Below are 18,977 nucleotides of genomic sequence, written 5' to 3' on the forward strand. Positions count from 1 at the left end.
ATGCATCTTGTACTGAAGGTTATTCCGAAAAAGTGGCTCATTGTGATTGCTCTGAGTCTACTTTTTCTCCTTGGGATTTTTCTTATAGGAGCTACAATGACACTAATTGGTGGAATGGAAGGGAATAAAAAGCAAGGGGATATTACATACCCAAAAGGTGGTATGGGGACAGCAAATGTTTCAGCTGAAGTGTTGAAATGGGAACCTACCATTCGGAAGTATGCACAGGAATTTGGTGTAGAAGCGTTTGTCCCATTAATGTTGGCTCAAATGATGCAGGAGAGTGGCGGACGTGGATTGGATCCGATGCAAAGCTCAGAAGGAGCATATAACACAAAGTATTGTAAAGCACCGAACTGTATTACCGATCCAGACTACAGTATTTGGGCTGGGGTTCAAGAATTTAAGCATGCGATTGAGCGAGCGGGTGTAACGGGGCCAGGTGATATGGATCACATTAAAACAGCCTTACAGGCTTACAACTTTGGAACAGGATTCTTTGATTTCATTGCAAAAAACGGTGGAAAATACACAAAAGAATTAGCAATTCAGTTCTCCGCAGAAACATATCAGAAGGTAAAACATACGGGTATGTATCGTTGTGTAAGACCAGAGATGATACCCTATGGGGCATGTTATGGCGACGCCTTATATGTTGATGCGGTTTTGAAATATTTTATACCTGGCGCACCAGTAAATGGCGGTGGAGGAAGCACAGGAGGCGGTTCTTCCGGCTCACGAGTTGCGGACGTAGGGCGTCAATGGATTGGACGTTCTACCTATGTATTTGGTGGTGGACGTAACACAAATGACATTGCAAGAGGGATTTTTGATTGTAGTAGTTTTGTACGTTGGGCATTTGAACAGGTTGGGATGAATGTGAGTCCAATGGGAGCTGTAAGTACAGAAACTTTAAATAAGATTGGTACACAAATTTCACCAATGGAAATGAAAGCTGGTGATGTTATTTTCTTTGATACGTATAAACATGACGGTCATGTTGGCATTGTCATTGATCAAAATACTTTCATTGGTTGTCAAACGAATAAAGGTGTCTCAATCGAAAATTTATCGACTCCATACTGGACTAAAGTATTTAAAGGACATGTGAGACGTTACTAAAATGATAACAAAACTGGATAGGGGATTACAAGTTAAGGAGGCGGCATTAGTGAGTGAAACGAATGAAAAAGATAAAAGAAAAGTCTGGTTTGTAGCGCTTGCAATTGTCATTGCAGGCGTTACTTTTTTGAACATCTTTTTGTATTATCGCAACGATGAAACGGGTGATGTAAAGCAATTAAAAGTTCGTAACCAGGTGTTACAAACTGAAAATGAAGAACTGAAAAAGAAAGTGAAGGAAACTCTTCCTTCGGAACAAGAACAAGAGCGACAATCATATCTTTCAGCAGTAGAAAAGTTTATTCAACTATCATTTCATCGAGAAAAGCAGGGGTATGAAGGACGAAGAAAACAAGCAAAAAAATTAATGAAAGATGAAGTGTTTCAGCTCTTTTATCCAACTGATACATTCGAAATGGAGGACACATACGTATCTAAACCATCTGATATGAAGTTATACTTACAAGCCTATAGAATTGGTGCTTCTCAGGTAGAAGTGATCGTAGAATTTCAAAATACAGTGACCATTGGAGCGAATGGAACAACAGACAAAACGAAAAATGTTATGAAAGTAACGGTGCAAAAAAATCAAGAGAGTTGGCAAGTAACCAATGTAGAAGAACTAGCGGTTCAGATCGTTACATCTTAAAAAAAGTGAGGTGTTGAGTAAATGGAAGTTGTAAATAACAGTGTGAATTTAAGACGTAAAAAATCATGGATATATGGCTTGATTGTAGGATTTATGTTTTTTGGTTTTTTTGGCTTTTTTACTTCGAAATTATATTTACCCTATGAAGAACCAGTCTATCATACAGAGCTGAAAAAGCCGGTTACGTTATTTGGAAATCGAACCATGACGATAGAGAAAAGAGCGTATGATCCAGCTTCTCATACAATAGAAATGTTTCTTCATGTAGAGGGAGGAGATGGAGAAAAGTATCAGTTCCAGGCACAAGAAAAAGCAAATCCGAATCTTCAATTACCAGTAAAAGTGGTGTACCAAGATGATGAAAATATGGTTGTACAAGTGAAAGAACTATCTCCAAAATGGCAAGCAGTTGCGCTGGATGTATTTGAAAAAAATAATCGAGATGTGACAGTAGAAACAAAGCAACAGAATAAAGAAGCCAGCGAAACTTTAAAACAAGATGAAAAGCAAACGTTCCTAAAATCTTTCTTCACCGACCAAAAGAAAACAGAAATAGAAGAGGGCATTTCACAAAAGAGTAAAGGTACGTATGCGAAAGTGTTTATCGGTATGGAACAAAAAATCTTAAAAGAAAAAGTAAAACAGTACGATGAAATCATGAAACAAGAAAGCTCTAAACAAACACAGTGGCAAGAGCAAATCACAGAATGGCAGAACGATTCTAAGTACCAAACTGAAACAGAAAAAATGGAAACCGACGCAAAAATTAATTCAAAAGAAACGAATATTAGCCAGTCAAAAGAGAAGGTTGAACTATATAAATGGGAGCAAGGACAAGTGAAAGAAAAGATAAAAAAATTAGATGAGAAGGCAAAAGATGTAGAGCGTTCATGAAAAAAGTTGGGTCGACCATGACTCAACTTTCTTTATTTACGATTCAACCTCGAGTCAACCTGTATAGAAAGGTGACTCGACCGTGACTCAACTAGAGGGGAATTTGAGTCGACCTCGACTCGACTTTTGAAAGACTTTCATGACCCCACGATTTTACTAGGCTTTGCCTAGTCCCACACCCTCGGTGGGGGCAAAAACCCCTTATGCTCTTCTCTCTCTTGGGCGTAGTGTTCTGAACGAATGGAGGCGAAATAACAGATGGACATTAAAATCCGAAATTTGAGTCCAGTTGCGATCAAAAGATTAGATGAAATTGCAAAGAAGAAAAACATTTCAAGACAGGAATTTTTAAAAGGACAAATTGAAACATTGGCGTTTTACCAGGAACAACAAAATCGTGAATTGTATCTTCAACAGTTGCTCGAAAAAAATATCTATGCGATGGAAAGTTGTTTCGAAGCTGTAAAAGAAATGAATGCCTTTTTACAAATGATGACGCAGGATGATGAGGTATGAGCCAAACAACAAGTCCTTCACAAGCAACGGTGACGCCTGGTGTGGTGACAGTGTCTCGTTTTGTTACGGCAGATGGAAAGACATTTCAGGATTATGTGGAGTACGTTGACCGAGAAGATGCGAAAAGAGAAGGGGAAGCACATCAGAAAATGTTTTCTCTGTATCAGGATTATATGGGAGATTCAAAGAAGACATCTTCCCTCTTCACAGAGCATAGTAACGGTTTAAAGGAAAATGAAAAGAAAGACCTAAAAAAGATGTTTCAGCTCGCTCAAAAAAATAAAAGTATTATGTGGCAAGATGTCATCACTTTTGATAATGACTGGCTCGCTGAACATGGCGTGTACGATCCTAGAACACGTACTGTAGATGAAACAAAATTAATGGATGTCACCCGGTTAGCGATGAAAGAAATGTTAAAAAGAGAGAAGCTAGAACATACAGCAATTTGGTCAGGAGCGATTCACTATAATACGGATAACCTTCACATTCATGTCGCAACTGTTGAGCCATTTCCAACGAGAGAACGAGGGAAGCGAAAACAAAAAACATTAGATGCGATGAAAGGAAAAGTTGTTCAAAATATTATGGATCGTGGTCAGGAACAAAAACAGATTAACGATTTGATTCGAAAGAATATGGTTGCAAAAAAGAAAGAAGATTCCACATTCACATGGCGCAATCGAGAGCTAAAACCATTATTCCAGTTCATTTATAAACGCTTACCAGAAGATAAAAGGCAATGGCAATACAGTTACAATACATTGCGCCCACTCCGTCCTCATCTCGATGCATTAACGAAAAAATATATTGAGAAGCATCATAAAGAAGATTATAAACAGTTTCTTCAAAAGTTAGATAAAGAAGTAGATGTATTAAAGAGAGCATATGGAGAAGGTTCTGGTGATAAGAAACGCTATGAAAATTATAAAGGAAATAAGATAGAAGAGCTTCACAAGCGAATGGGAAATGCGTTTTTACAAGAGATGAAAGCATACGATAAAGAACGACAGCGCATTGATAAAATGTTAGATCGAAAGCCCATTCAGCAAAAGAACTTTCAACAAAATGTTTCGATGCAGTATGCACTTAGGAAAATGGAAGGTGCATTCAAAAGTGAATATGAAAGTTGGAAAAATCAACGTTATTATGAGCGTCTTCAAAGAGAAATCCAACAACAAAATGAGAGGGGATATGAACGATGAAAGAGAACGAAGTAAAGCGGGTATTTACGATTGACGAGGAAACAGATCATTACTTTAGGGCTTATATGGAAGAACATCAAATTCGCTATAACGGTGTAGCACTTGCAAAAATGTGTAGAGATCATGAGCAAGCAAAACAGCAAGAATGGTCGCTTCGATATATTACAGAAGTCGTGACAAAGCACCTTCATGAGGTGTTGAAAGAAGAACTTACAAAAATCCGACTTGGTACGAATAGTGCTGATAAAAATACACAGATGTTAATTGAGTTTATGAATGGCATCTATGAGCATGAACAGTATCAAGGGGTTTGCACAACTGATATTGCAGAAACAGAAGCAACAAAACATGTAAGAGAAGTAGTAGAGGAAAGAATTGCACATAAAAGACAAAAGAAGATGGATTATCAAACTTCGAGGGGGCAAACAAAAGAAGTGTTTGTTCCAATTGGGGAGGTGAACCTATAGAGCCACTTGATGAGATTGTGAGGAAGAAATATCAGTACAATTAAAAGGAAAAGGGGAAGAAGAAATGTTACTATTTCATGAAGATATTGAACTTGGAATTATAAAATCTATTGGCGAAAGAGAAGTTACTTTTCACGTCGCAAATCAAGAAGTAACAATCCCATTAACAGAAGAGGAAGAACAAGAGTTATTTGATTATATTGAGCTTCCAGAAAACGATTTACTGATTCCCATCAACATGAAAACTCATAAAATATGTGTTCCAACAGACTTAGAAACTTGGAATGAAGAAACGATGGATGAATTAATAGAAGCTTCATCAAAGGGAGCGGAAAACAATGAGTAAAAAGCGTTCCCCTGTTTCATTTGAAGAGAAAAAACAAAAGGTAGTAGCACTAACAAAAAAGATGGAAAAAAGCATAGAAGGTTATTTTCGTTCACCAGAAGATTTAAAAGAATATTTATCATTTATGGCAAAGTTTTATCACTATTCACCATCCAATATTGCATTAATACAGAATCAATTTGAGGGATCCAGAGCCGTGGGTTCCTTTTCTTTTTGGAAAGAAAAAGGATTTTCGGTTAATAAGGGTGAGAAAGGAATACAGATCCTTGTTCCGAACCGAACAACAGCAAAATTTAAAGACAAAAGGGGAACTTGGAAACCTGTTGCAAAAGCGAATGAAGAAGAGAAAAAACAGATTGAATCTAAAAGTATAGAAGTGAAACCAGGTCGTCTATATTTTTCTGTCGGCTATGTATTCGATGTGTCGCAAACGAACGCAAAAGCGGAAGATTTGCCTCATATTTTTCCAAATCGTTGGCTAGAAGGAACTGTGAAAAATTATAAGAGTTTGTACAAAGGTATGGAAGCTATTGCGGAAAAAAACGGTGTGAAAATTATTGAACCGAAACAAGAGCTTGGGGTCGCAAAGGGGGTGAGCTATACCCTAACAAAAGAAGTTGCTTTAAATCCACGAAATAGTGAATTACAGAATGTGAAAACACTTCTTCATGAGCTTGCCCATGCCAAACTTCACACAGCCGAAACACATATGAATTACACGGCACCAGAAAAAGAGTTTCAGGCAGAAATGGCAGCTTATACGGTTTCTTCCTATTTTGGAATTGATACAAGCGAGTATTCGTTAGGATACTTAGCAAACTGGACGCAAGGGAAAGAGTTAAAAGATAAATCCAAATTGCTAAAAGAAGTACATGAAACGTCTGTGGAATTTATTGAAACAATTGAAAGTATTTTAGATAAAGAAATCAATAATAAAAAAGGGAAAGAGGTAGATAGTATGGCAAAAACAGAGTCAGATGGTTTATATGCATCTCCATATCATGAGAAAGCCCATTTGGTTACAATCGAAGTGTTGTATAAAGATGTGCAAGATATGTATGGTGGAAAAATACACATGATGGATGCTTTTACTAAAGAGATTACTGACATACCAATACGGAAGGAAGAAGAACCAAATCAAGAAGGTTTATCTGTATCTTTAACGGAAAAAAACGGTAGTGTAAAAGATGTTCACTTAAATAAAATTTTGCAACCAGATTTATATGAGACAGTCCATAATTCTGTTTTTGAGGGGAAAGAAAATTCGTTTGTTGTACATCAAAAGGATGCACAGATTGATTTAAATGATCTAGTCAAAATAGCCATATATGATAAATGGGTACAAAGAGAAGTGGATTTTGTAGATAAAGCTGAGGATCCAAAAGAGTTAAGGTTTAGTGAAAAAGAAGTAGAGTTATATAAAGAAATGAAACAGGAAGGTTATGCACCAATTGAGTCATTAGAACAAAAATTACAGCCACTTCCGCATACAGCTAAACATGTTACGGCTTCGATGGAAAAAGAATTAAGTGAAAAATATGAAGTATTTAAAAGGGCTCAATCTAATGAAACTGTGAACGATATTGATAGTATTATAAGCCGTGTACAAGTGGAAGAACGTTATTTTGCAACCAAAAATGTAGCAATTGATAATGAACTCATTACCCAAGAATCTGTTAATCAATTAGAAAGTAAAGTACAAGAAAAATTGAACAAAGAAGGAGTTACAGTTACGAAGCAGACCGAATCGAAAGTGGTTGATCGAGAAAAACAGTTTGAACCATTCTCTAACTTTGCACAGTTCCAAAATGTTGCGAAGAAAAAGAAACAAGAGGTGGAATTAGAACGATAGATGGCATGTTTACACAATTCAATAAAGAAACATTGTCATCACCTATCGTTGAGAGCGAAAAGTGATTTTTTATTTTAAGGAGGAATGAAAAATGAATATAAAAGAACAAGTCAAACAAGAAGAGGTAAAAGAGGCGTTGTACAAATATGCGTTGAAAACGGCTGGAAAACAAATAGAAAGGTTCCCTGAAGGGAATATGCATGAAAAACAACGAGGAGTGGAACCAGGTGTTACTCGTTTTGCGATTCCATCAGTGACAAGTGCAATGGACTGGGGGCAAGGAGATATCACAATTGATATTCATCATGATACAGGGAAAGTAAAAGTATATGAAAAAGAAATAGATGGTGAGAATTGGTCGAAATCTTCTCTTCGACTTACAGGAGAGAAGCAATTGTCTGATGTGGTGAAAAATTTGATAAAACAAAGAGCGATTGAGCGGCAAAGAATGGATGAAACAGCCAATCAAAAGAGGGGAAATCAAGTAGAACAGTCTTTCTCACCTCTAGAGTCATTAGATGAAAAAAATCATGTGGTGATGCCTAAAGCAATGCCAAAAGAGGCATATAAAGAATCGTATAAGGAACAAATTTTAGAAGGGATTGCCCCTTCTCAGGATGAGATACGTTACAAGGAACAATACCAGGCAGAATTGCTTATGTTATTAGGAGTTGATAATGAAAAGGGATCAGATCCAAATAAACAAACCTCATCAAAAGAAAAACAGGATAATAGTCCAGGGCAACAAGAAGAAACGTATACGAAAAGTCGGGAAGAGCGTGTCAAAGAAATGAAAGAGTTTGAGAAGACACATTCATATCCTGAAGTATACCGGTTGAAAAAGGAAGCTCTTCAGGAGTTAAAAGGAATGAATCTAACAGATTCCCAGCGGGAAAAGTTGTCCAGCATTGAAAAAGCCTTAGATCAAGAAAAACAAGAATATGATAAAAATAGTAAAAAAGAATCGAGCCAGGAGAAAGAACCAAAAAGTCAAAATAAATTCGCACAACTTTTTCATCAGTTTAAAAACGTAAAAAAGAAAGAGCAGCCAAAAGAAGCGGAAATGGAACATGCTAGATAGATATAGGTTGAGGAGAGTACTGTTAAACAGTGCTCTTCTTCTTTTTAAAAGCGAAAGGAGAGAAGAGAATGGTAAACGTTGTTGAGATTGTAGATATTGATTATACGGGTGTATGGGCAGAGACAAGGAATGCTGAAGAACTGATTTTTATTCTGTTCCCAATAGAAAAAATTCAACTGGCACGTGAAATACTGTCAGAGAAAAAACAAATGTATGTCTTTCTGCAGAAAGATTGGGAATGGAGAAAGATGTCATGAATCCATGGTTATTTGCTGGCTGTATGTTGCTTGTAGTTGTGGCATTGAACATTTGTTTATGGATGGGGCAATGTGTGATGAAACGCTTCAAAATGTGGAGAATCAAGCGTCAAAATTAAAGATGTTACATACATGAGGAGGAATGGGTAATGGGAAAAACATTATTTATTGCGGAAAAGCCGAAAGTTGCATACGAATTATTGAAATCACCACGATTTCGAAATGCAGAGAAGCATATGGGAAGTAAGCCGTACTTTGGTTACTTTGAAAATCAAAAATATATTATTAGTTGGTGTTCCGGTCATTTATTAGAGCTGAAGCATCCAGAAGAAATAGATGAGAAATACAAAGAATTTAAATTCGAACACTTGCCCCTTTTGTTAGAGCCGGAATACAAAGTGAAGCAAGATTATATCGAACAAATCAATATTTTAGTAGATCTATTGCAACGTCAGGATGTAGATCATGTGGTCAACGCTTGTGATGGAGACCGTGAGGGCGAGCTGATTTATCGTGAAATGTATGAATATGCGAGTGTAAATAAACGACAATCTCGCCTCTGGCTTGCTTCGTATGAGCCAGCAGAATTAGAGGCAGGACTGAACCGATTAGAGCCAGGGGAACACTATGACGGACTTGCAAATTCCGCAAAAGCAAGGCAATACCTAGACTATCTTCTCGGAATTAATGTGACGAGAGGATGTACAACGAAACTTGCTAAAAATCAATTCTTATTGGCAACAGGACGTGTGCAAATGTGCCTGTTACATGAGATTTGGCAACGTGAGGTAGCCATAGAAAATTATAAGGAACAGACCTACTATAATCTAAAACTCATCACAGAGAATGGATTAGAAGCTGTTATGAAGACAGAAGATCAGTTATTAGATCCAGCTCCTTTGCAAAAGCGTGGTGCTAAATTAGTTGGTACAGAATTAACGGTAACGGAGTTTAAGGAGAGTACCAGAAAAAAGAAACCAAAATTGTTATATAACCTGACGGATTTGTATAAAGAAGCACATTCAAAATTGAAAGTGAGCGCAGAGACCGCAAAAAAACATATTCAGAGTTTATATGAAGAAGGTTGGATTTCGTATCCTCGTTCATCGTCCAGGCATTTGCCAACGGAAAAGGTAGGCAGAGTACAAGAAGTATTCAAAGCCTTGCAGTCTACCAATTATGCGGATTTGGTGCAACTTGTAGATACGCATACCATTACAGAAAAACATGTCACTTTTAACGATGAACTTGTAGATAGTCACTTTGCCATCATCCCGACAACAAAACCATATGACGGGACCAATAGAAAACCATTAGAAATTCAATTATATGATCTCATTGTAAAGCGATTCATTGGGAATTTTATGTCACCGGCTGTTTATTTGGTGCGTGAAGCACAGTTTATGGACCAAGATGAAAATATATATAGTACAAAAGAGAAGGTGCTTCAAGAGAAGGGATTTTTAAGCGTATTTCACGAGGACATGGAAGAAGGGTCTGTGGAAAGCTTTCAAATCCCTTTTTTATATGAAGGAGACTCGTTCCAAATCGTAAAACATGACTTAATGCAGTCGAAAACAAAGAAACCAGCATTTCATACTGAAAGCTCCATTCTAACGTTTATGGAGACCGCCGGTCGTAAATTAGATGATGACCATTTAAAAGAGCTAATGAAAGGAAAACGTATTGGGACGGTTGCGACAGAGGAGACCTTTATTCCAAAACTCGCAACGAGAAATTACATCACAGTTACCAATGGCCAAATTCGTACTACGAAAATTGGTCGTGCATTTGTAGAAAAATTTCCGATAGATGAAATCAAAAATCCAGCTTATACGGCTGAAATGGAAGGGATGATTCATATGATCGAAAAGAAGGAAATGCAATACGGTGAATTTGTGGAAAATACGAATACATTTGTAAAAGAAACCGTTGCAAAACTTGGAGAAACAGAAGAAAAAGTAGCGGATGAAATGATTTTGAATTGGAATCAACAAATTGAAGTATGCCGTTGCCCATGTAAAAAGGGGAAAATCCTTCATAAGGGCAACTTCTATGGATGTAGTAATTATCCAGAATGTGAGATCCGTATACCGAAGAAAATTAAAGAGAAATCGATTCCTGAAGCACAAGTAAAAAAGCTGTTTGAAAGTAAGAAAACGGATCTGTTAAAAGGCTTTAAATCCGGTGAGAAAGAGTTTTCAGCGTATTTAGTATTCCGAGAAGGCAAAGTACAGTTCCAGTTTCCAACGACAGAAGAGCTGTCTCTTGGGAAGTGTCCAGACTGTAAGAAAGGGGACATTCTTCATCGAAAAACATTTTTTGGGTGCACAGAATATAAAAATGGTTGTAAGTTCATGCTGCCAGCAAAAATCAAAGAAAAAGCGATTCCCCCTTCTCAACTAAAAAAGATTTTGACGGGGCAATGTTCAGACTTCATTCAAGGATTTAAAGGAGAAAAGGGTGAATTTACAGCGGCACTATACTTGGATAAGGAGGGGCTAAAGTTTCGTTTTCCAACAATGGAAGATCGTACACTAGGGAAATGTCCGCTATGCAAGAGCCGAGTAATTGTAGGTAAATCAAATTACTTATGCGAGCAATATAAAAAGACTTGTGAATTCATTATTCCAGGGATCGTGTCTGGAAAGAAAATTAGTAGTAACAATGTGATCAAAATATTAGAAAAGAATATGACCGATCAAATCAAAGGGTTTGAGTCCAAAAATAATGGGAAGAAATTTGATGCTCGTTTATCTTATAGCACGCAAGAAAAACGATTAAAATTCTTATTTGGAAAATAAATGATGTAGAGAACTGATACAAACAGTTCTCTTTTTTTATTCTTGAAACCATTCACAACAAGGGGAGGTGCCAACATGACATATCGACTGGCAGAGGAGGAAGTCATGAAAGCAAAAGATGTGGATTTGTTGTCGTATTTAGAAGCTAAAGGGGAGAAATTTCAAAAAGAGGGAAACTATTATCGACATACGGAGCACGATAGCTTGTTAATTCGTGACAATATGTATGCATGGAATAGCCGGGGAGAGAAGGGATATGGAGCGATTAGCTTTGCTAGAATGTACTATGGTATGACTTTTCAAGAAGCAGTTCGAGACGTGAATTTTGGTGATTATCCTACTTTTACATCTTCTAAGGAAGAAGAACCAAAACAAGATGAGCCCTTTCGTTATCCAGGGCATTTAGAAGTCCAGGATAAACAAGCCATTAAGCACTATTTAACCGATGAGCGGAAAATTGATTCTCGTTTAGTGAATTGGCTAATTGGGCAGGGTCTGATTGCGCAGGATAAAAAGAAGAATGTGGTGTTTAAATGGCGGGAACAAGGTGGAACAGGAAATGTAGTAGGTGCGGAGCGTCAAGGGACGGTTAAGATGGAAAATAGGCGAGGTTCTTTTAAACAAATTTTGCCGAATGGAAAACCGCATACGGGATTTATGGTGGATGTTGGGAAACCAACATCCATTTATTATTTTGAGAGTCCAATTGACCTTCTTTCGTATTGGACATTACAACAAAACCGACTACAAAATACAAGGTTAGTCAGTATGAATGGACTGAAGATGAAAACCGTTTTACGTACATTTAAAGAGGCAAAAGATGAAGGGCTTTCCGTGAGTCGGATTGTCCTGGCAGTAGATAATGATAAAGCGGGGAAAGAATTTACGGAAAAAATGGGAGCCTTAACGATTACACCACGTGTTCAAATGCATCTTCCTTCTCAGGAAAAAGATTGGAATGATGTACTGAAGGCGGTCATACAATCAACAGAAAAACAACAACAATCTCATATACAACCGCAGGGACAGCAAAAGAAACAAGCGGTACGAATACAGAAAAAGGAGATGGAACGTAGTGTCTAATCTGCCAGTCGGGCAACTTATACCAGTTGTGCCTGTATCTAGCATGGTACAGGCTTTCATGTATGTTTTTATTTTTTATGTTCTCTTTCGTATTTATATGTTTGTTCATCGAATTATCCAAGAGAAAAGAGTATTGAAGATGATGGCAAAGTCAGGTATTCAGTACATTGATAAAATGGATGGTCACCAGTTTGAAGTGTATTTAAAAGCTCTCTTTCGAGAGCTAGATTATCGACCAGTTGTCACAAGAAAAACAGGAGACTATGGTGCTGATTTGATATTAAAAGGGAAAAACAGAATTGTAATCCAGGCGAAAAGATACGGTGTGAAAAATCGGGTCGGGATAAGTGCAGTACAAGAGATATACGCAGCGAAAACTTATTATCAAGCACATGAGGCATGGGTTGTCACAAACAGTGTATATACAAAACAAGCGAAAGAATTAGCGGAAGCATGTCATGTAAAGCTAATAGATCGTGTAGAACTTCAAAAATTGATTAACAAAGTAAATCCAGAGTATTCGGCTGAAGATGTGTATCATGGTGTAGATCCTGCAGAAAGGAAATGCCCGGCATGTAAAAATCATTTAGTGGTACGAAATTCAAATAAAACTGGAAACAAGTTTTTTGGATGTTCTCAATATCCTACATGTACACATACAGAACCAATAAATAATTGAGCTGTGATGAAAATCCAGCTCAATTTCTATTTTTAGGAAATTATTATCAAAAAGACACCTCTTATAAAAAATGACCTCTCAAATTTGATTGTATCGCATTTCTGTCGGGTGAATAGTGCAATAGGTCTTAAACAGAAGAGAAACAAATCTGATGATTATTAAAGGTCTTAAATAGGATATATGGGTTTTAGGGGGAATAAAAAAGGCTAGCCGTTATTTGCGACTTAACCCTTTCTCAACGAGTTGGCGAATTGCTTCATTTCGATTCTTGAGTTTATTTTCATGCCAAAATTGTTCGATTTGCTCCACTTGTTCTTTTGTAAATGTAACTAAAATTTGAGTGTTCTTTTCTTTGTTAACAGCCATTCTAACCCTCCTCTATAAAAAGTATTATAAGTTATATAACTTATATTGACAATTGGAAAAACAAACAATAAAATAGTTATATAAGTTATATAACTATTTTGAGAGGAGAAAAGAGAATGGAGAAAACGGTCAATAAAATGATGAAGGATCTTCAATTTCTTTTAAAACATGGTCAAATAGGTATGGATCTAACAGATTTGAGGTATCAGGAAATGTTGTGTGGTGCAGTAGAAGCGACTGGTAAAAAGTATGCCTTTTATATAAAGGAAGCCGATACGGCTATGATCTATTTAAAATTGGTTTAGCTGAAATGAGGGGAAGTATTTGAAAGGCTTAATTATAAAATCACCTTACATAGAAAAGATTCTACAAGGTGAAAAATCATGGGAAATCAGGGGGACAAATACCAACATAAGAGGAAAAATTGCACTTATTAAAAGCGGTAGTGGAACAGTACTAGGTACTGTTGAGCTAGTGGCAAGTAGAAAATTGACGTTACATGAATATCAAACAAGTGAGCAATTTCATTGCGTTTCTAGAGAAGATAGCTTTAATCCTCAATACAAAAATATCTATGCTTGGATTCTGAAAAATCCTGTTACGTTTTCAGCACCACAACCATACAAACATCCGCAAGGAGCTGTCATTTGGGTGAACTTATAATATAAAAGGGGGATATAGAATGAAAATTGGGGTATCTGAATGGAAAGCATTAAAAAGCGAAACAAAGCTGAAATTATTACGTTATGCCATGTTAGAAAGCAAATCAAAACAAGAAAAATAAAAGCTCTTTATTTGCTAAAAGCAAACAAAGAGCAAAGTCATGAGTGACCGTTGAGGAAAGAAATTGGCACATTTCTTTCCTCTTTATTTTAACATATAAAAAGATGTAGAGAAAAGGGGCGTGTAGAATGAAAGAAGGTCATATTTCCTTTAAGCAAAGGTTTAAACACATTCTTGTTATGATTGTGAGTTTTTGGGTCATTATGTTTCTCATGTATGGTGAAAGCCTGTTACAATGAGAAAATGGCATAGGGTATGAGAAATATAGAGCTATAGAATATAAAAGGGAGAGATTTCATGAAATCAACAGGAGTAACTCGAAAGTTAGATCCATTAGGACGTATCGTTATACCAATGGAGTTAAGACGCACGCTGGAAATTGAAGAAAAGACACCATTAGAGATTTATGTAGAAGGTGAAAAGATCATCTTGAAAAAATATGAAGCGCATGGTGCTTGTGCAATAACAGGAGAAGTATCTGATAAAAATATTTCTTTAGCAGACGGAAAGATTACGCTAAGCCCAGCAGGTGCAGAGCTTATAATAGAGGAATTACAGAAGAATCTGGTTAAATAATCGGCTCCTTTTAGAGGAGCTTTTTCAAGATGAATATTAATAATTTCACGTACCATAATTATTAATAACTAAAACAAAAATCTTCATCAAGGGATTCTTTCCCTCTTTTGAAGTCGATGTACTACGATAGTTATATATTCGCTTTGATAGTAATAGGGGGCGTGTCTATGAAAAATCATATAAAAGTTAATGGACAGATCCGTCAAACAAATAAGAAATGGTCGCATCTCAGACAACAACAAAAAGAACGCATTTCTAATTGGCTTCGTAGGGAATATACAAAATTTGTACAATTGAATCATAGAAGACCTAAAAAATACGAGCATGATGAGATTCTTAGTGAAGTAATGGATCGAATAGAAGAACGTGAAATTTGGATTCCATATGGGGAAGTAAAGAGATATTATTTAAGTAAAATCAGTAAATGGTTTCGAAAAATCGAAAGCGAATGGGAAGCACCAACATCCAATAATGAAAAGCAGAAAACATTAGAAAAAAAGAACCTTTAAAATTAAGGTTTTTTTCATTTTCCTACTCCATTCCAAATCAATAAAAAGTAGTAGGAGTATCGCCAGCATTTTGGAAAAAAACCACCCTAAGCAAAAAATACAAAAAACCATCCATCAGGACGGCTTTACTTTTTACATAATTCTCGTTAGCGGAAGTTGCTTATTGTACATTAATTTTAGGATAAATGTTTCCTTCATTGTCTTTAATCTCTATGTTTTTTAAAACTTTGTATACTTGAAACGCAATCATAGGATTTTCGATGTCATTTGAATTCTTGCTAATCTTGATGATAATTTGTGTTGTACCCTCTTTTTCTACAACTTTTTCAATCTTAATGTTACTATTCTTATGTTCATTACCAATCGCTAACGCAAAGGTTTTTCCACGACCTTCAAACCCTGGATATGTATTATATCCTTTAAGTTGAGGATCTTTTTCTACTCTCCTTTTAAATATTGCTAAATCTGTGTGATCCTCTCTGCTATATACATCGTCATATTCAGACGGCTTAATGATGTGGTAACCTGAAGTCGAATCAAATTTCTCACGATACATAGATGGGATATAAATAATCAGAACTATAAATAGTATACTTAATCCCACAAAAATGAAGGGCAATATACTAGATTTCCTTACAAAATTAGTCATAACGAACCTCCTTGTTATCCTTTTATTACCATTTTATCATCTAGAATAAAAGAAAAGTACGTTGTATATGGTATTTATGTAAAGTTAACATACCGATAATATTACATTATGTCAACCGTACATGAATTTTTATTCATCGCCATTTTCATAGTTTAAAAAGACAACTCGTACCCATTTTTTTAAGGATAGAGGGAACAATCATGACGTAAAGTGCAAAACAAGTCCCTTAGAATATTGATTCTTTACTCCCACCAATGTTTCAACTCACTAATTCCAACGTCCCACAGCTTAGCGTTTCCGGAAACGCTAATGGTCAGCTCGTTTACCTTGTTAAAAGGCAACTCCCGTAAAGCCTCTGCTCCTTGAGAAGCTTGTTCGTTTAATCGATATACTTCTTGTCCATCTACGATTATTTTGGTTTCACCCTTAAAGTCTACATTGTCGGGAATACCGAAATAGAAATAAAGCCAGACATTTTCTTTGTTCCCAAGAATATAGTTGTATGTTTTGGTTGATTCACCTTCACTGCTATACACGTTCATTTTCGGCTCTATTTGCTCACCTGTTACGGTGAAACTTGGGAGGTTCTCAGTGATAGGTGTAGTTCCTGTCATTTCTTTCATAACAGTTAATGTTTGAATAGGGCCTTCTCTTTTTTTGATGATTTCAGAGACCGTCATGACTCCAATTATAAGGACAACAATAGATAGAGCCGAAGCCATGAGCTTTTTATAAGAAATTTTTGAAGAAAATCCAACTCTATAGGTAACATAGCCAATCATTGCACCCAATGTATTGGAAATAACATCATTTACATCAAAGCTACCAAGATATGTTAAAGCCTGAATAGTTTCTAGAACGATAATCGCTAAAACAAATAAGGATATGAACTTCCCAAATCTAACACGATACAATAGGGGAAATAGTATTCCAAAAGGGATAAAAGCAGCAATGTTTCCAAAATCAACAATCCATGAATAATTTAGTTCTGGAAATTTAAGTGGTACTCCTTCTGGAACAAGGATAAAGGTGTACCGTTCTACGCTGGTTACATTATCGAGCCGGTTAAACGCAAAGAACATAAAAAATAAAACTAAAATCGTATAGCATATGGTGCCAGTTAAAATGATTTTCCGTAATTTCGTTTCCATAATATCTCCTTAATTTCAACATATTATTTACCACAAATATTATAATACTAAAATATCAGTTTTAAAAAAAAAACCGAGAATATGATAATTCCAGCCAAAATCTAATTTTATTTATATGCTTAATTATATTTAGTGGTTTTGTTATTATTAGCATTCTATCTAAGAAAAGCAAGATATAAATTTATTAACTTCCGAGAACGATAATTATGTGAACACGAAAGTCCCCCAGTTAAACAATCTGGAGGACTTTTAATAGTCCTCTAAATACATTGAATCCCGATAATGAGACGTTATGTTAACCCAACATGTATAGGATATACAACTAGAATTACAAAACATATCGCTTCTTCTAAATGATACAATTAGGAAAAGGAGGAGAGAATATGTACGATTACAAATTCGTTAAAGTCGAAGCTAATAAATGGAATGGGGAACCTAAAGAAGATTATAAACGTATTATTGCCGAACATGCTGAAGAAGGTTGGAAATTTGTTCAAATCTTTGCTCCAGCAACTGCAGGATACGCTAAATATTTTGAGATTATATTCGAACGAACCAAATAACTCTTTTCGAGAAGGAGAGGGGTTTGCAATAACTTTCAATAACGGGAATTATGTAAATACGAAACCCCTTCAGCAAGTAAACTGAAGGAGTTTTTTCTAGATACATTGAATACCGATAAGTGGGGTTATGTTAACTGAAGATGAAAAAATGTATTCATCCTTTTTTTATAAATTTATAATTAGTAATTGAAAAAACTGATGTGAGAATGGCAAGAATGCTGACAATAAAGATTTGGATATTTTCAACATGTCCTGTTTCAAAATAATTCATAAGTAAAGCTATAATAGATATACAAAGAGAAGCTAGTATTATCATGGATATTCTGTTTAATAAAATTTCTGTTTTAACTTGATTTGTTATCATACGAATCACCTCCTTATCTTATAAATTATTATAAACGAATTTAATGATTTTATCTTCCATTGACGGAAATTATGTAAAAAAGCTAATCTAGATTTAGCTTTTTCTTTTTTGTTTACAGCTATCTTATCCTCTTTATTTATAGTGTTTTGAATGTATACTTTCCTTTCAGATTTTGAGGATATCAAGGGAATTGAGGTAAATTCAATGTTTGAGGGGAAATGAATGTAAACAAATAATAAAAAGTTTACTTTCAAATATATTTTATTTATTACTGTTTTTTATCCTAATTAATTTTCTTAATATTGAAAAATATAAAATTATAATTTACAATTATTGTATAATCAGAGTATTTTGAAGGAGTGTTGTTATGAGGATTAAAGGAGTATTAATATCTTTCCTTGTTTTGGTTACATTTTTAGGATTTTTGCCAATAGAGAAGGCAAGTGCATCCGTATCATCTAATTCAGTAAACGAAGTAGATGATAGCATTGATACAAGTAAAAACTATTATATAGTTCCAGCAGATTCACCAACAAGAGGATTAATTTCCCATCTACTTTATAATACTACGTTACCAGTACTAGTTAGTTCACACGGTAAAACAGTAGAAAACCCTTCCGCAGATCCTGTGAAATTGCATTTTTCTGAAGAAAACAAGAAGTATCGTATTGAAATGCCTGTAGCCATGTTAGGTTCTTATTGGATCCGAGTATGGGGGAATGGTGTGAATTTTAGTAGGGAGAAAGATGCAGCGTATTGGGATATAACTCCTGTAGAGGGAGGATATACACTGCAAGCAGAAGGAGGATACCTAAATTATAAAGAGGTTGAATTCTCAATGCATGGCCCTCGTACAAGGACCTATTTAGGTAAAGAAGAAGTTGTGTGGAAATTAGTACCTGCGTTTTAAATTTTGTATAAGTTTTAAGTATATCTTGTCTAAAAAATAATACATAAATAAAACAGTACAAGTCATTTTAATATGCGATTTGTGCTGTTTTGTATTTATTAAAACTCAAATCTAAGTAAAAAATAAAATAGATTTTGATTCATTTTTCTTA

General features: G+C 35.6%; 24 protein-coding genes. 20 read left to right on the plus strand and 4 right to left on the minus strand.

The window, feature by feature from the left end:
• The 14 genes from MHH71_RS30130 (at position 1) to MHH71_RS30195 (ending at position 12,955) form a co-directional block, all read left to right on the plus strand.
• Positions 1-1,122, plus strand: a complete 1,122-nt coding sequence (locus MHH71_RS30130) for a bifunctional lytic transglycosylase/C40 family peptidase (RefSeq protein WP_078212201.1) — start codon at positions 1-3, stop codon at positions 1,120-1,122.
• 49 nt (positions 1,123-1,171) lie between these two features.
• Complete coding sequence (locus MHH71_RS30135) at positions 1,172-1,771, plus strand: MerR family transcriptional regulator (protein WP_078212203.1); 600 nt, start codon at positions 1,172-1,174, stop codon at positions 1,769-1,771.
• Positions 1,772-1,792: 21 nt separating this feature from the next.
• Positions 1,793-2,665 carry a hypothetical protein gene (locus MHH71_RS30140; protein WP_078212205.1) on the plus strand — a complete coding sequence of 291 codons (873 nt, stop codon included), beginning with the start codon at positions 1,793-1,795 and terminating at the stop codon, positions 2,663-2,665.
• A 258-nt stretch (positions 2,666-2,923) separates the two neighbouring features.
• Complete coding sequence (locus MHH71_RS30145) at positions 2,924-3,181, plus strand: hypothetical protein (protein ID WP_006097113.1); 258 nt, start codon at positions 2,924-2,926, stop codon at positions 3,179-3,181.
• On the plus strand, positions 3,178-4,386 hold the full coding sequence (gene mobP2 / locus MHH71_RS30150; protein ID WP_340725663.1) for a MobP2 family relaxase: 1,209 nt from the start codon (positions 3,178-3,180) through the stop codon (positions 4,384-4,386). Before MHH71_RS30145 ends, mobP2 begins: the two co-directional genes overlap by 4 nt.
• Complete coding sequence (locus MHH71_RS30155; RefSeq protein ID WP_340725699.1) at positions 4,383-4,853, plus strand: hypothetical protein; 471 nt, start codon at positions 4,383-4,385, stop codon at positions 4,851-4,853. Before mobP2 ends, MHH71_RS30155 begins: the two co-directional genes overlap by 4 nt.
• Before the next feature lie 64 nt (positions 4,854-4,917).
• Positions 4,918-5,199 carry a hypothetical protein gene (locus MHH71_RS30160; RefSeq protein WP_078212264.1) on the plus strand — a complete coding sequence of 94 codons (282 nt, stop codon included), beginning with the start codon at positions 4,918-4,920 and terminating at the stop codon, positions 5,197-5,199.
• Entirely contained in the window at positions 5,192-7,051 is a 1,860-nt protein-coding gene (locus tag MHH71_RS30165; RefSeq protein WP_340725700.1) for an ImmA/IrrE family metallo-endopeptidase, read from the plus strand. The genes MHH71_RS30160 and MHH71_RS30165 overlap by 8 nt, the downstream gene beginning before the upstream one ends.
• A 91-nt stretch (positions 7,052-7,142) precedes the next feature.
• Complete coding sequence (locus MHH71_RS30170) at positions 7,143-8,132, plus strand: hypothetical protein (RefSeq protein WP_078212211.1); 990 nt, start codon at positions 7,143-7,145, stop codon at positions 8,130-8,132.
• A 68-nt stretch (positions 8,133-8,200) separates the two neighbouring features.
• Positions 8,201-8,389: a hypothetical protein gene (locus MHH71_RS30175; RefSeq protein WP_078212213.1), complete on the plus strand. Its 189-nt coding sequence runs from the start codon at positions 8,201-8,203 to the stop codon at positions 8,387-8,389.
• Entirely contained in the window at positions 8,386-8,508 is a 123-nt protein-coding gene (locus MHH71_RS30180; protein WP_303047192.1) for a hypothetical protein, read from the plus strand. The genes MHH71_RS30175 and MHH71_RS30180 overlap by 4 nt, the downstream gene beginning before the upstream one ends.
• Positions 8,509-8,538: 30 nt before the next feature.
• A complete protein-coding gene (locus tag MHH71_RS30185; RefSeq protein WP_340725701.1) occupies positions 8,539-11,193 on the plus strand; it encodes a type IA DNA topoisomerase in 2,655 nt (884 codons plus the stop codon).
• A gap of 75 nt (positions 11,194-11,268) precedes the next feature.
• On the plus strand, positions 11,269-12,276 hold the full coding sequence (locus MHH71_RS30190; RefSeq protein ID WP_078212216.1) for a DUF3991 and toprim domain-containing protein: 1,008 nt from the start codon (positions 11,269-11,271) through the stop codon (positions 12,274-12,276).
• The gene (locus MHH71_RS30195; RefSeq protein WP_412676847.1) at positions 12,269-12,955 is read left to right on the plus strand and encodes a restriction endonuclease; all 687 of its coding nucleotides are present in this window, start codon (positions 12,269-12,271) and stop codon (positions 12,953-12,955) included. The genes MHH71_RS30190 and MHH71_RS30195 overlap by 8 nt, the downstream gene beginning before the upstream one ends.
• 213 nt (positions 12,956-13,168) lie before the next feature.
• Here the strand turns inward: MHH71_RS30195 and MHH71_RS30200 are convergent, their stop codons facing one another.
• Complete coding sequence (locus tag MHH71_RS30200; protein WP_170927974.1) at positions 13,169-13,321, minus strand: ribbon-helix-helix domain-containing protein; 153 nt, start codon at positions 13,319-13,321, stop codon at positions 13,169-13,171.
• Positions 13,322-13,437: 116 nt separating this feature from the next.
• On the opposite strand from MHH71_RS30200, the gene MHH71_RS30205 reads away from it, so the two are divergent.
• The 4 genes from MHH71_RS30205 to MHH71_RS30220 all read left to right on the plus strand — a co-directional run bounded on the left by MHH71_RS30205 (position 13,438) and on the right by MHH71_RS30220 (position 15,189).
• Positions 13,438-13,626 (plus strand): hypothetical protein, encoded by a 189-nt coding sequence (locus MHH71_RS30205; protein WP_078212217.1) that lies wholly within the window; start codon positions 13,438-13,440, stop codon positions 13,624-13,626.
• Positions 13,627-13,645: 19 nt separating this feature from the next.
• A complete protein-coding gene (locus MHH71_RS30210) occupies positions 13,646-13,984 on the plus strand; it encodes an ASCH domain-containing protein (RefSeq protein WP_078212219.1) in 339 nt (112 codons plus the stop codon).
• Positions 13,985-14,401: 417 nt separating this feature from the next.
• On the plus strand, positions 14,402-14,680 hold the full coding sequence (locus MHH71_RS30215; protein ID WP_078212270.1) for an AbrB/MazE/SpoVT family DNA-binding domain-containing protein: 279 nt from the start codon (positions 14,402-14,404) through the stop codon (positions 14,678-14,680).
• Positions 14,681-14,847: 167 nt separating this feature from the next.
• Positions 14,848-15,189, plus strand: coding sequence for a transposase (locus tag MHH71_RS30220; protein ID WP_327844051.1), 342 nt, complete (start codon positions 14,848-14,850; stop codon positions 15,187-15,189).
• A 160-nt stretch (positions 15,190-15,349) separates the two neighbouring features.
• On the opposite strand, the gene MHH71_RS30225 is transcribed toward MHH71_RS30220, so the two are convergent.
• Positions 15,350-15,838: a hypothetical protein gene (locus MHH71_RS30225; RefSeq protein ID WP_078212229.1), complete on the minus strand. Its 489-nt coding sequence runs from the start codon at positions 15,836-15,838 to the stop codon at positions 15,350-15,352.
• 242 nt (positions 15,839-16,080) lie between these two features.
• Positions 16,081-16,989 carry a VanZ family protein gene (locus MHH71_RS30230; RefSeq protein WP_078212231.1) on the minus strand — a complete coding sequence of 303 codons (909 nt, stop codon included), beginning with the start codon at positions 16,987-16,989 and terminating at the stop codon, positions 16,081-16,083.
• Between the two features lie 383 nt (positions 16,990-17,372).
• Here MHH71_RS30230 and MHH71_RS30235 point away from each other — a divergent pair, with 383 nt between their 5' ends.
• A complete protein-coding gene (locus tag MHH71_RS30235; protein ID WP_078212233.1) occupies positions 17,373-17,552 on the plus strand; it encodes a DUF4177 domain-containing protein in 180 nt (59 codons plus the stop codon).
• A 154-nt stretch (positions 17,553-17,706) separates the two neighbouring features.
• Here MHH71_RS30235 and MHH71_RS30240 read toward each other — a convergent pair whose 3' ends face one another.
• Positions 17,707-17,916, minus strand: a complete 210-nt coding sequence (locus tag MHH71_RS30240) for a hypothetical protein (RefSeq protein ID WP_033799455.1) — start codon at positions 17,914-17,916, stop codon at positions 17,707-17,709.
• A gap of 367 nt (positions 17,917-18,283) precedes the next feature.
• On the opposite strand from MHH71_RS30240, the gene MHH71_RS30245 reads away from it, so the two are divergent.
• Positions 18,284-18,826, plus strand: coding sequence for a hypothetical protein (locus MHH71_RS30245; protein WP_078211947.1), 543 nt, complete (start codon positions 18,284-18,286; stop codon positions 18,824-18,826).
• Positions 18,827-18,977 lie beyond the last annotated feature (151 nt).

The organism is Bacillus sp. FSL H8-0534 (assembly GCF_038005885.1).
Taxonomy (GTDB): domain Bacteria; phylum Bacillota; class Bacilli; order Bacillales; family Bacillaceae_G; genus Bacillus_A; species Bacillus_A pseudomycoides.